At 71.7% G+C, this 15207-nt stretch carries 12 protein-coding genes and 1 tRNA gene; 5 read left to right on the top strand and 8 right to left on the bottom strand.

What is annotated here, in order from left to right; genetic code table 11:
- The first annotated feature begins 8 nt into the window (after window positions 1–8).
- The 3 genes from ACFQE5_RS10070 to ACFQE5_RS10060 are packed head-to-tail and all read left to right on the top strand — an operon-like array spanning window position 9 to window position 2805.
- Window positions 9–1376: a replication initiator gene (locus ACFQE5_RS10070; protein WP_379584576.1), complete on the top strand. Its 1368-nt coding sequence runs from the start codon at window positions 9–11 to the stop codon at window positions 1374–1376.
- Window positions 1373–1579, top strand: a complete 207-nt coding sequence (locus tag ACFQE5_RS10065) for a helix-turn-helix domain-containing protein (protein WP_379584575.1) — start codon at window positions 1373–1375, stop codon at window positions 1577–1579. Before ACFQE5_RS10070 ends, ACFQE5_RS10065 begins: the two co-directional genes overlap by 4 nt.
- Window positions 1579–2805, top strand: coding sequence for a tyrosine-type recombinase/integrase (locus ACFQE5_RS10060; protein ID WP_379584574.1), 1227 nt, complete (start codon window positions 1579–1581; stop codon window positions 2803–2805). The genes ACFQE5_RS10065 and ACFQE5_RS10060 overlap by 1 nt, the downstream gene beginning before the upstream one ends.
- 95 nt (window positions 2806–2900) lie before the next feature.
- Here the strand turns inward: ACFQE5_RS10060 and ACFQE5_RS10055 are convergent.
- Both ACFQE5_RS10055 and ACFQE5_RS10050 read right to left on the bottom strand, forming a co-directional pair.
- Window positions 2901–2977: transfer RNA gene (locus ACFQE5_RS10055), tRNA-Pro, on the bottom strand.
- A gap of 35 nt (window positions 2978–3012) precedes the next feature.
- Complete coding sequence (locus ACFQE5_RS10050; RefSeq protein ID WP_379584573.1) at window positions 3013–3954, bottom strand: metallophosphoesterase; 942 nt, start codon at window positions 3952–3954, stop codon at window positions 3013–3015.
- 45 nt (window positions 3955–3999) lie between these two features.
- Between ACFQE5_RS10050 and ACFQE5_RS10045 the strand changes: the two genes are divergently transcribed.
- Window positions 4000–4470, top strand: coding sequence for a GatB/YqeY domain-containing protein (locus tag ACFQE5_RS10045; RefSeq protein WP_379584572.1), 471 nt, complete (start codon window positions 4000–4002; stop codon window positions 4468–4470).
- Between the two features lie 58 nt (window positions 4471–4528).
- Here ACFQE5_RS10045 and topA read toward each other — a convergent pair whose 3' ends face one another.
- The 6 genes from topA to ACFQE5_RS10015 all read right to left on the bottom strand — a co-directional run bounded on the left by topA (window position 4529) and on the right by ACFQE5_RS10015 (window position 12441).
- Window positions 4529–7204 (bottom strand): type I DNA topoisomerase, encoded by a 2676-nt coding sequence (gene topA / locus ACFQE5_RS10040; protein WP_379584705.1) that lies wholly within the window; start codon window positions 7202–7204, stop codon window positions 4529–4531.
- 338 nt (window positions 7205–7542) lie between these two features.
- Window positions 7543–8145, bottom strand: coding sequence for a hypothetical protein (locus ACFQE5_RS10035; RefSeq protein WP_379584571.1), 603 nt, complete (start codon window positions 8143–8145; stop codon window positions 7543–7545).
- A gap of 64 nt (window positions 8146–8209) precedes the next feature.
- Entirely contained in the window at window positions 8210–8800 is a 591-nt protein-coding gene (locus ACFQE5_RS10030) for a hypothetical protein (protein WP_379584570.1), read from the bottom strand.
- An 82-nt stretch (window positions 8801–8882) separates the two neighbouring features.
- The gene (locus ACFQE5_RS10025) at window positions 8883–9428 is read right to left on the bottom strand and encodes a hypothetical protein (RefSeq protein ID WP_379584569.1); all 546 of its coding nucleotides are present in this window, start codon (window positions 9426–9428) and stop codon (window positions 8883–8885) included.
- 59 nt (window positions 9429–9487) lie between these two features.
- A complete protein-coding gene (locus tag ACFQE5_RS10020) occupies window positions 9488–10009 on the bottom strand; it encodes a hypothetical protein (protein WP_379584568.1) in 522 nt (173 codons plus the stop codon).
- A 128-nt stretch (window positions 10010–10137) separates the two neighbouring features.
- A complete protein-coding gene (locus ACFQE5_RS10015; RefSeq protein WP_379584567.1) occupies window positions 10138–12441 on the bottom strand; it encodes a sodium-translocating pyrophosphatase in 2304 nt (767 codons plus the stop codon).
- A gap of 290 nt (window positions 12442–12731) precedes the next feature.
- Between ACFQE5_RS10015 and ACFQE5_RS10010 the strand changes: the two genes are divergently transcribed.
- Window positions 12732–15104 carry a DEAD/DEAH box helicase gene (locus ACFQE5_RS10010; protein ID WP_379584566.1) on the top strand — a complete coding sequence of 791 codons (2373 nt, stop codon included), beginning with the start codon at window positions 12732–12734 and terminating at the stop codon, window positions 15102–15104.
- Window positions 15105–15207 lie beyond the last annotated feature (103 nt).

Genomic DNA, 15207 nt, shown 5'->3' with positions numbered 1-15207 from the left:
ATGCCGTCATGACGGCTGCCATCACCCCGCACGATCACGACCTCTCGCACCTGCTCCGCTCCGCCGGCTTCCAGGACTGGCGCCGTCAGGTCACCGCCATCGGCGGCTGCGCCGTTCCCATCCACCTCACCGGCTCCTCCCGCATCCTCGACCGCGCCACCGGCGCGGTCCTGGCCGGACGGGACGGCGAGATCCTCGCCCCGTGCGGGAACCGGCGCGCCTCGGTGTGCCCGGCCTGCTCGGACCGCTACGCCTCCGACGCCTACCACCTCATCCGCTCCGGAATGGCCGGCGGCAAGGGCGTCCCCGAGTCGGCGGCGGAGCACCCGCGCGTGTTCGTCACCCTGACCGCGCCCTCGTTCGGACCCGTGCACACCCGTCGGGTCACCGCCCGCGGCCTGGTCATGCCGTGCGGCTGCGGAACCAAGCACCACCGCGACGACCCGACCATCGGAACCGCGCTCGACCCGGACACCCACGACTACGTCGGCGCGGTGCTCTGGCAGGCCCACGCGGGCACGCTGTGGAACCGCTTCGCCATCCGGCTGCGCCGCACCCTCGCGCAGATGCTCAGGGTCACGGTCCGCGAGTTCCGCGACCACGCCCGGCTCTCCTACGCCAAGGTCGCCGAGTACCAGCGACGCGGGCTGGTCCACTTCCACGCCGTCATCCGCCTCGACGGCCCCGACGGCCCCACCACCCGCGCCCCGGCCGGGATCACCGCCGAGGGGCTGGACCCCGCGGTCCGCGACGCCGCCCGCTCGGCGTCACTGACCGTCGACCGGCCCGATGGCACCCCCCTGCTGCTGGAGTGGGGATCGCAGGTCGACGTCCGCCCGATCACCGCCCACGCCGCCGGGCAGCTCGAGGACGACAACGGCGAGATCACCGACGCCGCCCTGGCCGCCTACGTCGCCAAGTACGCCACCAAGGGCACCGGCAAGTCCGAGGCCACCGACCGGCCGATCCGCGACATCGCCCACGTCCGCCACCTGGACATCACCGACCACCACCGCAGGCTGATCGAAACGGCGTGGGAACTCGGCGGCCGCGACGAGTACCGGGAGCTACACCTGCGCCGGTGGGCGCACATGCTCGGGTTCCGCGGCCACTTCCTCACCAAATCCCGCGCCTACTCCACCACCTTCGGCGCCATCCGCGGCGAACGCCGCGCCTACCGGCTGACCGAGACCCTCGCCGCCCTCGACGCCCCGGCCGAACCCGGCTCGGTGCTGGTGGTCAACGACTGGCGGGTCGTCCACATCGGCCACCGCAACGACGCCGAACGAGAGATCGCCCTCGGCATCGCCGAACGACGACGCGAACAACGCCGCACCCGCCATGAGAGCCGCACCGAGCACGGGAGGACGTCATGACCGGCACCGAGTCCCTGACCTACACCGTCGAGCAGGTCGCCGCATTGCTCGGCATCGCCCGGGGAGTGGCCTACGAGTCCGTCCGCAACGGCGAGATCCCCGCGACCCGCGTCGGGCGGCGCTGGCTCATCCCACGCAGGCGGTTCCATGCCTGGCTCGACGGCGAGACCGAGCAGGCCACCCAGGTCGGGGCGGTGGCCTGATGGGCTTCATCGACAAGACCCCGGAGGGCCGGTACCGCGCCTACTTTCGCGACCCATCCGGCAAGCAGCGGTCCAAGACGTTCCGGCTCAAGAAGGACGCCGCCACCTTCCTGGCGGAGATCGAGACGGCCAAGACGCGCGGTGCCTACGTGTCCCCGCACGCCGGGCGGGTCCCGTTCGGAGCGCACGCCGCGGAGTGGATGGCGACCTGGAACACCGAGATCACCACCGCGGCCCGGGACCGTTCGATCATGGGCACCCACGTCCTGCCGCGCTGGGGTGACGTCCCGCTCGCGAAGATCGACCACCTGGCGCTTCAGGCATGGGTCAGCGACCTGGGCAAGCGCCGGTCCCGCGCGACCGTCGTCGAGGCCCTGCGGCTGGCCTCGACGGTACTGCGCTCGGCCGTGCGGAACAGGCTGATCCCGTTCAACCCCGCCGACGACGTCCGGGTGCCCCGGGCCCGTACCCGCGACACCGACGAGCGGATCATCAGCCGCCCGGACCTACGGAACCGGCTCCTGCCGGCCCTGCCGGAGCGCTACCGAGGCATCGTCGCCACCGCGGCCGGGGCCGGGCTGCGCTGGGGCGAGGTGGCCGGGCTGCGCACCGACGCCCTGGACCTCGACGCCGCACGGCTCTTCGTGATCCGGACCGTCGTGGAGGTCTCCGGGACCACCTCATTCAAGCCCTTCCCGAAGAGCCGCGCGGGCCGCCGCACCGTGCCGCTCCCGGGCTGGCTGCTACCGATCATCCGCGAGCACCTGGACCGCTGGCCGACCGATCCCAGCGCACCGATCTTCGCGAACGAGGTCGGGGCCCCGCTGCTGCGGACGTCGTTCCGGTCACGGATCTGGCGTCCGTCGCTGGTCCGTGCCGGGCTGCTCGGTGCGGTCGAGCAGGTCGACGACGGCCATCAGGCCCTGTGGACCGATGCGGCAGGGACGAAGCACACCGAGACGCGGCGGACCGAGACCGCAGCCGTGCACCACGTCGCACGGAACCAGACCGGCGGTCTGCGCTTTCACGACCTCCGCCATTCGTACGCCACGTGGCTGGTCGACGACGGCGTACCGCCGAACATGGTTCAGCGGGTCCTCGGGCACGAGCGCGCCTCGACGACCCTCGACCTCTACACCCGCAGGACCGACAACAGCGACCGCATCCTCCAGGCGCTCGACGACCAGGAGGACGACGACGGGGGAGTGGTGCCCGCTCCGGGCTGAGGCGGATGCTCCGGAAATGCTCCGGACGCGATCCCCTGCACGACGAAGGCCCTGGTCGTGCGCTCACGATTGAGCGTCTGACCAGGGCCTTCGTGTGGTCGGGGTGACAGGATTTGAACCTGCGACCTCTTCGTCCCGAACGAAGCGCGCTACCAAGCTGCGCCACACCCCGATGGCCCGCCATCCTCCATGGCGACCGGGAGAAGTCTAGCTGACGTGTGCCGCGGCCGACGCGGGGGTGGTCAGCTCGGCGCGGGGCCCGCCCGGCCGGGCTACCAAGGTCAGCAACGTGGCCTCCGGCGGGCAGGCGAACCGGACGGGGGCGAACGGTGAGGTACCCAGTCCGGCCGACACGTGCAGCCAGGTGTGGGCCCCCCAGCGCGACGCGCCGCGGGCCCGGGACCGGTCCAGCCCACAGTTGGTCACCAGCGCGCCGATGCCCGGCACCCGCAGCTGCCCGCCGTGGGTGTGCCCGGCCAGCACCAGGTCATAGCCGTCGGCGGCGAAGCTGTCGAGCACCCGGGGCTCGGGCGAGTGGGTGAGCCCCAGCCGCAGCGCGGGTTCACCGCAGGGGCGGCCGGCGATGCGCCGGTAGCGGTCCAGGCTCAGATGCGGGTCGTCCACCCCGGCGGCGGCGATCCGCACCCCGGCGACGTTCAGGGTGAGCCGGGTATGTGTCGCGTCCGACCACCCGCGCTCGATCAGCGCGGCCCGCAGGTCCCGCCACGGCAGCGGTTCCCCGTGCACCGGGTCCTCGCGGCGGCGCAGGTAGCGCAGCGGGTTCTTCGGCAGCGGGCCGAAGTAGTCGTTGCTCCCGAAGACGAACAGGCCCGGTCGCTCGAGCAGGGGGCCGAGAGCGGCAAGGACGCTGGGCACGGCCCGCCGGTGCGCGAGGTTGTCGCCGGTGTTGACGACGAGGTCCGGCTCCAACGCAGCGAGTTCGGCGACCCAGCTCTGTTTCCGGGTCTGCCCGGGCGTCAGGTGCAGGTCGGAGATGTGCAGGATCCGCAGCGGCCGGGTCCCCGGCGCGAGCACCGGGAGCATCGACTCGCGCAGGGTCCAGCGTCGGCGCTCCACTCCGGCAGCGTATGCGACGGTCGCCGTTGCGGTGGTGGTCGCGCCCAGCGCAAGTCGAGCCCAGCTGTTCACATCGTGCAGCGTACGTCCCGGCACGGGTGGGCTAGCGTGACGCCCGTGAGCGAACTGAAGGACCGGCTGCGCGCCGACCTGACCGCGGCGATGAAGTCCAGGGACGAACTGGTCAAATCCACCCTGCGGATGGCGCTGACGGCGATCAACACCGCCGAGGTCGCCGGTTCCGAAGCCCGGGAGCTCGACGACGCCGAGGTGGTCAAGGTCCTCACCAAGGAGGCGAAGAAGCGGGCCGAGTCCGCCGAGGCGTTCGCCGCGGCCGGACGCGCCGAGCTGGCCGCGCAGGAGCGCGCCGAGGGTGAGGTCCTGGCCCGCTACCTGCCCACGCAGCTCACCGACGACGAGCTCGCCGCGATCGCGCGTCAGGCCGTCGAGGAGACCGCCGCCGAACTCGGTGAGCGGCCAGGTCCTCGGCAGATGGGGCAGGTCATGAAAAAGGCCACCGTCGCGGTGGCCGGGCGGGCCGAGGGCGGCCGGGTCGCGGCGGCGGTCAAGCCGCTGCTCACACCCTGACCCAGCCGAGCGCGCCGGAGCTCGGGCCCGTCGGACAACGCGATCCGACGGTGCTCGCTCAGCCCGTCGGCGCCTTCTTCGTCGGCGCCTTGCGCGCCGTCGTCTTCCGCCGTGGCGCGGGTGCCTTCGCCCGCCGTTCCGCCAGCAGCTCCGCGGCCCGCTCGTCGGTGATCTCCTCGACGGTGTCGCCCTTGCGCAGCGACGCGTTGGTGGAGCCATCGGTCACGTAGGGCCCGAACCGGCCGTCCTTGACCACCATCTGGTTGCCGGTGGCCGGGTCGGTGCCCAGCTCACGCAGCGGCGGGGTGGCCGCGGCGGTGCGCCGCCCCCGCTGCTTGGGCTGGGCGTAGATCGCCAGAGCCTCGTCGAGGGTGACGGTGAACAGTTGCTCCTCGCGCTCCAGCGAGCGGGAGTCGGTGCCCTTCTTCAGATACGGCCCGTACCGGCCGTTCTGGGCGGTGATCTCCTCGCCGCTCTGCGGGTCGACCCCCACCAGCCGGGGTAGCGACAGCAGTTTGAGCGCGTCCTCGAGCGTCACCGTGTCCACCGACATGCCACGCAACAGCGACCCCGTCCGTGGCTTGGGCTTCGCGGTCCGCCGCTTCGTGGCCGCCGACGCTTCCTCGGCGGACTCGGGTAGCAGTTCGGTCACGTACGGCCCGAACCGGCCCTCCCGGGCGACGATGTCGTTGCCGGTGACCGGGTCGGTGCCCAGGACGCGGCCCTCCTGCGGCACCGCGAACAGCTTCTCGGCGACCTCGGCGGTGAGTTCGTCCGGCGGCAGGTCCTCCGGCAGGTTGGCCCGCTGAGACTTCCCGTCGACCTCCCGCTCCAAATAGGGTCCGTAACGCCCGACCCGCACGACGACGTCATCGAACATCGGGATCGAGTTGATCTCGCGGGCGTCGATCTCCTCGAGATTCACCCCAACGAGCTTCTTCAGACCGCCTGCGCGGGCGACCGACCCGTCGGAGCCCTGCTCGGCGCCGAAATAGAACCCGTGCAACCAGTCGGTGCGGGAGTTCGACCCCGCCGCGATCGCGTCGAGCTCATCCTCCATCGCCGCGGTGAAGTCGTAGTCGACCAGCCTGCCGAAATGGTGCTCCAGCAGCCCGACCACGGCGAACGCGACCCACGACGGGACGAGCGCGCTGCCCTTCTTCCAGACGTAGCCACGGTCCTGGATCGTCTTGATGATCGACGCATAGGTCGAGGGCCGGCCGATCCCGCGCTCCTCCAGCGCCTTGACCAGGCTCGGCTCGGTGTAGCGGGCCGGCGGGTTCGTCGAATGTCCGTCCGGGTCGAGCGCGATAGCCGTCACCGGAGAGCCCTGGGAGAGCTCCGGCAGGCGCGACTCGGCGTCGTCGGCCTCCCCGCCGCTGTCCTCCTCGACGGTCTCGACGTAGGCCTTGAGGAAGCCGGCGAAGGTGATCGTGCGACCGGACGCGGCGAACGTGACCTCCTCACCCGTCGCCGCGGTGCCGATGATCCGCAGGCTCGTCGTCGTGCCCCGCGCGTCGGCCATCTGGGACGCGACCGTGCGCTGCCAGATCAGCTCGTAGAGCCGGAAGTCATCGCCCTCGAGCTGACCGGCGAGCTCACCAGGGGTCCGGAAACTCTCCCCGCTCGGCCGGATCGCCTCGTGGGCCTCCTGGGCGTTCTTCACCTTGCGCGTGTACTGCCGAGGCGCCGGGGAGACGTAGGCGTCCCCGTAGAGTTCGCGGGCCTGGGCGCGGGCCGCCGCGATCGCCGACTCCGACAACGTCGTCGAGTCGGTCCGCATGTAGGTGATGAAACCGTTCTCGTAGAGCCGCTGCGCGGTCCGCATCGTGCGCTCAGCGGAGAACCGCAGTTTGCGACCCGCCTCCTGCTGCAGCGTCGAGGTCATGAACGGCGCATAGGGCCGCCGGGTGTAGGGCTTGGACTCGACGCTGGCGACGGTCAGGTCACGGCCGTCCAGCGCCTCGGCGAGCCGCCGGGCGCCGGCCTCGTCGAGCGCCCGCGCGTCCCCGCGCAGCTGCCCGTCCGGGCCGAAGTCGCGGCCCGTGGCCACCCGGTCGCCATCGACCGCGACCAGCCGCGCGCCGAAGGTGCGGGGATTGGCGTCGGCACCGGCGTCGAGCGTCGCGGCGATGTCCCAGTACTCGGCGGAGACGAACGCCATCCGCTCCCGCTCGCGCTGCACGATCAGCCGCGTCGCGACCGACTGCACCCGGCCCGCCGACAGCTTCGGCATGACCTTCTTCCACAGCACGGGGGAGACCTCGTAGCCGTAGAGCCGGTCGAGAATGCGCCGGGTCTCCTGCGCGTCGACGAGGTCCTGGTCGAGGTCGCGGGTGTTCTCCGCGGCCGCGCGGATCGCGGGCTCGGTGATCTCGTGGAAGACCATCCGCCGGACCGGGACCTTCGGCTTGAGCGTGTCGAGCAGATGCCAGGCGATGGCCTCGCCTTCCCGGTCGGGGTCGGTCGCCAGCAGCAGCTCGTCGACGTCCTTGAGCGCGTCCTTGAGCTCGGAGACCTTCCCCTTCTTCTCCGGCGTCACGACGTAGAGGGGTTGGAACTGATTCTCGACGTCCACGCCGAGCCGGGCCCACGCCTCGCCCTTGTACCGCGCGGGTACGTCCGCGGCCCCACGCGGCAGGTCGCGGATATGGCCGACCGAGGATTCGACGACGTAGTCGTTCCCGAGATAGGGAGCGATCTTCTTCGCTTTGGTGGGCGACTCGACGATCACCAGCCGCCGCGTCGGGCGATCGGTTGCCGACGCGGTGCGCGTGCCGTTGCGACGGCTCCCACCAGCACTGTTGCGGACGCTGTTGCCGGTGCCGGCCTTCGAGCCCGTCGTTCGGGTTGCCACCTTGGTTCTAACTCCATCCTCGCCGACCACGCCGCGACCGCGACATGCCCGACGGCCGGAGGTCCGGCCGCTCGAGTCGTCTCCCATCGGTACTGCCGTGGGTTCGCCAGTATCCCCGTACCACGGATGCTGCCTGCCACGTTCGCACATCGACCCGATGTGTCGTTGACGTCACGCCGAGTGTGAACGCGACGAGCGGCAGCGTAACCAGCGCGTCAAGTGCGGGACCGACCCCAGTATCTCGGCCACTGGGAAGCGGGTACCCCGACCGGCGGCGGCCCGACCAACTCCACGAGCCGCCGCATCCGGCGCGTTCCGCTGACCCGCAACGCCGGGGCGCCCCCACCGCTTCCGACCCGGGCAGGGGGGATGCCGGCCCGGGTCGCCGCGGCGATGAGCGGCTGATGGGTCTGGACCGCATGCGGGTCGAGGGTGAGCAGGTACCCGCCGCGCTCGTCGGCGCGTCCCGCGGCCAGCGCCCACATCCGAAGCAGCGGCCCGTCGAGCTGCAAGTCGTCCGGCACGGCCTTGGCGGCGCCTCGGATCCACTGCCCCGCGAGGGTGACCAGATCGCAGCGGAACGCCGTGCGCAACGCGGTGCCGCCGCTCCCGGCGGGCTCCGACTCCAGCCGGACCCCCGTCGCGGCCGCGACCGCGCGCACGGCCGGTGCGCGGCTGGGATCGGGCAGGACGATGCTCAGCCGGGCCGTGGTCCCGGTCCCGAACCGCACGATCTGGCCCGGGCCGCACAGCAGCCCGGCCAGGTCCGCGAGTCGCACCGGACGCGCCTCCGCGGAGAACAGCGACAGCTGGCACACCTCACGCACGGTAGAACACGCGTTCGACGAGATCACTCTCGACGCGCCGGACGGTCGGCTCCGCTCAGGTGGCCGGGGGCAGCGTCGCCAGCCGCTGGCAGTTCACCGCCTTCTGGGTGGCCTTGGCCAGCCGCGGCAGCCTGGCGAGGCTCGCCAGCGAGTCCGGGGTCGTGACCTTCGCTAGCGAATCCTGCGCACCGGCCAGCGTCGCCTTGAACGCGTCGGCGTTGTTCGGGTCCGCCCCGTCGACCTGCGCCTTCACCGCCGCCAGGTCCGCTTCGAGTTGACGGAACACGTCGCCGATCCGGACCAGGGCCTCGTCCCCGCCGGTGACCGGGGAGCGGCCGACCGAGTCGAGCTGAGTCCGGCCCTGCTGAAGCCCGGTGAGGACGGTGGCGAGATAGTCGCTGAGCCTCTTCTGGATGCCGGGGAGGTCGGGCACGTCGGTGAACGCCGGCCGGGCGAGCGCGGGCTCGCTGTAGGCGAGGACCGAGCCGCAGACCCGGTCGGCCCAGGCCACCGGGTCGCTGCCGGGGCCCTCGGTGGGGGCCGGGGCCGGATCGGGCCCCGGCGTGCCCGTCACCACCGTGGAACAGCCTCCGACCAGCAGGGCGCACAACGCGGTGGCCGCAGCGAGTCGGCCGGTGCGAGTCATGCGCCTTCTCCCGGTCGTTGCGAGACGTGCCAACGGTCCGGTTCAGTCTGCCTCCGGCCGATCGGGGGCGGGAAAGCGGGGCTCAGCCGCCGAACTGCGCCCGCATCTTCTGGCAGGTCGGTGCCTGCTCGGCGGCGGCCTGCAGCGCGGCGTTGTCCCCCAGCGCCTGTGCCGACTCGCTCAGCTTCTGCAGGTTCTGCAGCGAGTCCAGCGACTGGAGCGAGGTGCCCAGCGAGCTCAGGTCCGGGCTGTCCCCGGGCTGGAGGTGGACCTGCATCACCTCGAGCGTGTCCTTCAGGGCGCCGATCATCGTGCGCAGTTGCTCGACCGCGGCATCGCCGCCCTCGATCGGCGACGGGCCGACCGAGTTCAGCGACTCGAGCGAGGTTGCCACGGCGGTCCGCATCTCCCCCATATGAGTGGTCCAGCCCTCGAACACCTGGGCGGGATCGGTGTTCTGGCCGTCGGAACCGACCTCGGCGATCGGCAGGGTCGCCGCACACAGCCGGTCGACCCAGGCGACCGGGTCGGTCGCCGGACTCCCCGGCAGGAGCGACGAGCAGCCGGCGACGGCCAGCGCGGCGCAGGCAGCGAGGGCGAGACGGACAGGGCGGGGGGCGCTGGGCATGAAGGAACTCCGGTCTCAGAGGGGTTCGGGGAAGGAACGGGGAGTCGCGCGGATCGTGCTCAGCCGCTGCCCGCGCGCAGTCGCTGGCAGTTGGGTGCGGCGTCGACAGCCTGGCGCAACTCGGCGTTGGCGGCCAGGTCCTCGGTGGGGTCGGGCAGGTTGGTGAGGTTCTGCAGCGGCGCGATCGACTGCGCCAACGCCGTCTGATCGGGAGCCGCCTCGATCTGGATCTTCGCGGTGGCAAAGGTGGTCTGGATCTGGGTCAGCCGCCGAGTCAGCGTCGCAGCGAAATCGGCGGCGCCGTCCACGGCCGGCGCCTCGGCCGCGCCGATGTCTGCGATCGCCCGCTGCGCCGCGAGTACCGCGTTGTCGGCGAAGGCGCTGAGCTGCCGCACCTGCTGGGCATGATCGGCTGCGGTGGCCGTGGGTGCCGCCGCGGTGAGGGCCTCGCGGAACGAGACGTAGGAGCCGCAGACCGTGCCTGCCCAGGCGATGGTCTCGGCGTCGCCGGACCCACCGCATCCGGCGGTCAGCAACGACAGCGCGACGGTGGCCGCCCCGATCGAGCTCCGAACACGCATCCATGCCTCCGGGTCCCGTGGGGTGATGGTGCCGCGCGGGCCAGCGGACCCTACTTCGGGGTCGGGGCTGCGACAACGGCCGCCCACCCCGATCGGGGTGGGCGGCCTTGTCGAGCCGAGTGCGCGGTCTAGCCGACCGGGCTCTCCGCTGGGGTTTCGGTGATCGAGGTGGAGCGGCGCTTCGAGACGACGACGGCCGACACGATGATCAGGACCGCGATGACCGCGATGCCGATGCGGATCGGAGCGGACGCCGAGTCGCCGACCGAGAACACCACGACCGCCGGCGCGATCAGGACGGAGACCAGGTTCATCACCTTGATCAGCGGGTTGATGGCAGGACCCGCGGTGTCCTTGAACGGGTCGCCGACCGTGTCACCGATGACCGTGGCGGCGTGCGCGTCCGAGCCCTTGCCGCCGTGGTTGCCGTCCTCGACGAGCTTCTTGCCGTTGTCCCAGGCACCGCCGGAGTTGGCCAGGAAGATCGCCATGAGCACGCCGGTGGCGATGGCACCTGCCAGGTAGCCGGCCAGCGGGCCGACACCGAGGCCGAAACCGACCGCGATCGGGGCGAAGATCGCCAGCAGGCCGGGGGTGGCCAGCTCCCGCAGCGAGTCGCGGGTGCAGATGTCGACGACCCTGCCGTACTCCGGCCGGACGGTGCCCTCCATGATTCCAGGGTTGTCCCGGAACTGCCTGCGGACCTCGAAGACGATCGCGCCCGCGGCGCGGGTCACGGCGTTGATCGCCAGCCCCGAGAACATGAACACGACCGCGGCACCGATGATCACGCCGACCAGGGTGTTCGGGCTGAACACCTCGTAGGCGAAGGCGCTGCCCGCGTCCTGCAGGGCGACCCCGGCCTTGTCCAGCGCCTTGGTGATGGCGTCGCGGTAGGAGCCGAACAGCGCCGTCGCGGCGAGCACGGCGGTCGCGATCGCGATGCCCTTGGTGATGGCCTTGGTGGTGTTCCCGACCGCGTCGAGTTCGGTGAGGATGTCCACGCCGTCGCCCTCGACGTCCCCGGACATCTCCGCGATGCCCTGCGCGTTGTCCGACACCGGACCGAAGGTGTCCATCGCGACGATGACCCCGACGGTGGTGAGCAGGCCCGTTCCGGCCAGCGCCACGGCGAACAGCGACACGACGATCGAACCGGACAGCAGGAACGCGCCGTACACCGCCGCGCCGATGACGATCGCGGTGTAGACGGCCGATTCGAAACCGATCGAGATGCCGGAGAGGATGACGGTCGCGGCGCCGGTCAGCGAGGAGCGGCCGACGTCCTTGACCGGCTTGTCCTCGGTACCGGTGAAGTAGCCGGTGAGCCACAGGATGATGCCCGCCAGCACGATGCCGATGACCACCGCGACCGAGGCGATGATCCGCGGGTCGGCGGTGAGGCTGGTGACCGAGGAGTCGGTCGGGCCGACCAGAGCGCCGAAGGTGTTCGGCAGGTACAGGAACGCGGCGACGACCGAGAGCACGCCGGCGAAGACCGCCGAGATGTAGAAGCTGCGGTTGATCGCCTTGAGGGTGTTCTCGCCCTGCCGGGCCTTGGTGATGTAGACGCCCATGACGGCCGTGACCACGCCGATGGCGGGCACGATCAGCGGGAAGAGCAGACCCTGCAGGCCGAATGCGGCCGTACCCAGGATCAGCGCCGCGACCAGCGTCACGGCGTAGGACTCGAACAGGTCGGCGGCCATGCCGGCACAGTCACCGACGTTGTCGCCCACGTTGTCGGCGATCGTGGCGGCGTTGCGCGGGTCGTCCTCCGGGATGCCCTGCTCGACCTTGCCGACCAGGTCGGCGCCGACGTCTGCGGCCTTGGTGAAGATGCCGCCACCGACCCGCATGAACATCGCGAGCAGCGCGGCGCCGAAGCCGAAGCCCTCCAGGACCTTCGGGGCCTGGCCCGCGTAGACCAGCACGACCAGCGCCGCGCCGAACAGGCCGAGGCCGACCGTGAACATGCCGACGACACCGCCGGTGCGGAACGCGATCCGGGTCGCCTTCTCCCGGCCGCCCGGCTCCCGAGCGGCCGCGGCTACCCGGATGTTGGCGCGGGTCGCCAACCACATTCCCAGATAGCCGATGGTCGCCGAGAAGACCGCGCCGATGACGAAGAAAATAGATCGCCCGATCCGTTCGATCATGTCGTCCGCGGGGAGCGCGAACAACAGCACGAACACGATCACGACGAAGACGCCGAGCGTGCGGAACTGTCGATTGAGGTACGCCGCGGCGCCTTCCTGGACCGCTCGGCCGATGTCCTGCATCTTGGTGGTTCCCTGGCCGGCAGCCAGGACCTCCCGGAGCAACATGTAGCCGATGGCCAGGGCGGCGAGCGCGACCACCGCGACCACGCCGACCACGACGCGGTCACTCGCGGCGAGCTCGAGGCCCTGCGCGAGGGTGGACACGGACATCCGTCCTCCTGGTTCGTGGAACTAATGTGGCCAGGGAACGATGACGGCATCCCTGGCGTCGTCTGTCACCCGTCCCCGCTGGTGAAGCGGATGACAGGCAGGTGCAGTCTAAGAGTGGGTTCTGGCGGGTGCGCCATTGGCTGGTCTCGAATCACATTCGTAACGTTTCGGACACATTTTCTGAAAGGGGTAGTACGCCCGTACTTTGACGAACGATCGCTTGTGAAACGTTCGTGTTATCGACGGGTCGGCGGCCCGTCGATGCCGGGTCTGTGTCAACCTCGTCGGGTATGGAGGCGGTGACGGGCGGGCCCCGCGGTCCGGCGCAGCCGGCAGCGGGTCCAGCCGGGCGGGGCGAGCGGCTGCTGCGCCGGGTGCTCGTCGGCTCCGGACCGGACAATCCGCTGCGCCACGCCGTTCGGCTGCCCTCGCGGCCCGGCCGCCCGGCGCCGTGGCCCTCCTGGGCGCCCCGCAGCGTTGTGGATGCCCTGCAGGCTGCTGGCGTCGAGACGCCGTGGACGCATCAGGCCGAGGGCGCCGAGCTGGCCCACGCCGGGCACGACGTCATCGTGGCCACCGGGACGGCATCGGGAAAGTCGCTGGTCTACCAGCTGCCGGTGCTGGCGAGGTTCGCGGCCGACCCGCGCGCGACCGCGCTCTACGTATCGCCGACCAAGGCCCTCGCCGCCGACCAGCTCCGGGCCCTGATCGCCCTGGGCATCGACGGACTCCGCCCCGCTCCGTTCGACGGTGACACCCCGATGCCGGAGCGGGACTGGGCGCGCCGCAACGCACGCTGGCTGTTCAGCAACCCCGACATGCTGCACCGCTCGTTGCTGCCCCGGCACGGCCGGTGGTCGGCGTTCCTGCGCAGGCTCAGCTACGTGGTGCTCGACGAATGCCACACCTACCGCGGTGTGTTCGGCTCGCACGTCGCCCTGTTGCTCCGGAGGCTGCTGCGGATCGCGGGACGGTACGGCGCCAGGCCGACCATCGTCCTGGCGTCCGCCACGGTGGCTGACCCGGCCGCGTTCGCCCACACCCTGACGGGGCGCGACGTCGTCGCGGTCACCGACGACGGGTCGCCGACCGCCGGACGGACCGTGGCGCTGTGGGAGCCGCCGTTGCTCCCCGAACTGGCGGGCGAAAACGGCGCACCCGTCCGCAGGTCGGCCCAGGCCGAATCGGCTCGAATGCTCGCCGATCTCGTGCTGGAGGGCGCCCGCACGCTGGCCTTCGTGCGGTCCCGCCGCGGCGCGGAGCTCACGGCGCTCGGAGCGCAGGGGGCCGTCGCCGCAGTCGATCCGGATCTGGTGCCGCGGATCGCCTCCTACCGCGGTGGGTACCTGCCCGAGGAACGCAGGGCCCTGGAGTCGGCGCTCGCGGCCGGTGAGCTACTCGGCGTCGCCACGACCAACGCGCTCGAACTGGGCGTCGACATCGCGGGGCTGGACGCGGTCGTCGTGGCCGGGTTCCCGGGGACCCGGGCGTCGTTCTGGCAGCAGGCAGGCCGGGCCGGCCGGGCCCGCGACGAGGCGCTGGTCGTGCTCGTCGCCCGCGACGACCCGATGGACACCTACCTCGTGCATCACCCTCAGGCGCTGCTCGGCGCCCCGATCGAGAGCTGCGTGCTCGACCCGTCGAACCCGTATGTGCTGGCACCGCAGCTGGCCTGCGCCGCCGCCGAGCTCCCGCTGACCGAGGCGGATGTCCACGGCGTGTTCGGGGGTGCCGCGGCCGCCGCAGTGCTCGGCGAACTCGTCGACGATGGGGTGCTGCGGCGGCGGCCCACCGGGTGGCACTGGCCGTCCGCCCACAACCAGCCCGCGGCGTCGGTCGACATCCGCGGCTCCGGGCTCGGCCAGGTGGCCGTGGTCGAGGCCGCCACGGGGCGGGTGCTCGGCACCGTGGAGGGGACCTCGGCGCCCGCGACGGTCCACCCCGGCGCGGTGTACCTGCACCGCGGCGAGAGCTATGTCGTCGAGTCGTTGGACCTGGAGAGCGGCATTTCGCTGGTCCGCGCGGAGACGCCGGACTGGCGCACCGACGCCCGCTCGACCTCCGACGTCGAGATCGTGGCCGTGCACAGCCATCGTGACCTCGGCCCCGTGCAGGTGTTCTTCGGCGAGACCCGGGTGACCACGCAGGTCATCGGGTACCAGCGGCGGTCCCGGGACGGCACGGTGCTGGAGAGCGTCCCGCTGGACATGCCGGCTCAGACCCTCGACACCCGCGCTGTCTGGTACGCGATCGACGACCGGGCGCTCGAGGAGGTGGGCATCCGGGCCGCCCGCATCCCGGGATCGCTGCACGCCGCCGAGCATGCCGCGATCGGGCTGCTGCCGCTGTTCGCCATCTGCGACCGCTGGGACGTCGGGGGGATGTCGACCGCGTGTCATCCCCAGACCGGGCTGCCGACGGTGTTCGTCCACGACGGCCATCCCGGCGGCGCGGGCCTCGCCGAACGCGGTCATGCGGTGCTCAGGAGATGGCTGCGCGCCACCCGCGCTGCGATCGCCGACTGCGAGTGCCGGACCGGGTGCCCCTCGTGCGTACAGTCTCCGAAGTGCGGCAACGGCAACGTGCCGTTGGACAAGGCGGGAGGCGTAGCGGTCCTCGACGTGGTCACGGCGCGACTGCCCGATCCGGTTGCAGGACCGTGACCCGCCAGCGGCGGCCAACCGGTGAGTGACCGCCGACGACCGGCCCGTCGGGGGCCGGACCGGTCGTCGGCGGCCGGGTTGCGGTGGAGCCGAATTGGGGGGT

The organism is Pseudonocardia hispaniensis (genome assembly GCF_042658695.1).
Lineage (GTDB): Bacteria > Actinomycetota > Actinomycetes > Mycobacteriales > Pseudonocardiaceae > Pseudonocardia > Pseudonocardia hispaniensis.
This window is presented reverse-complemented; position numbering and strand designations above follow the sequence as displayed.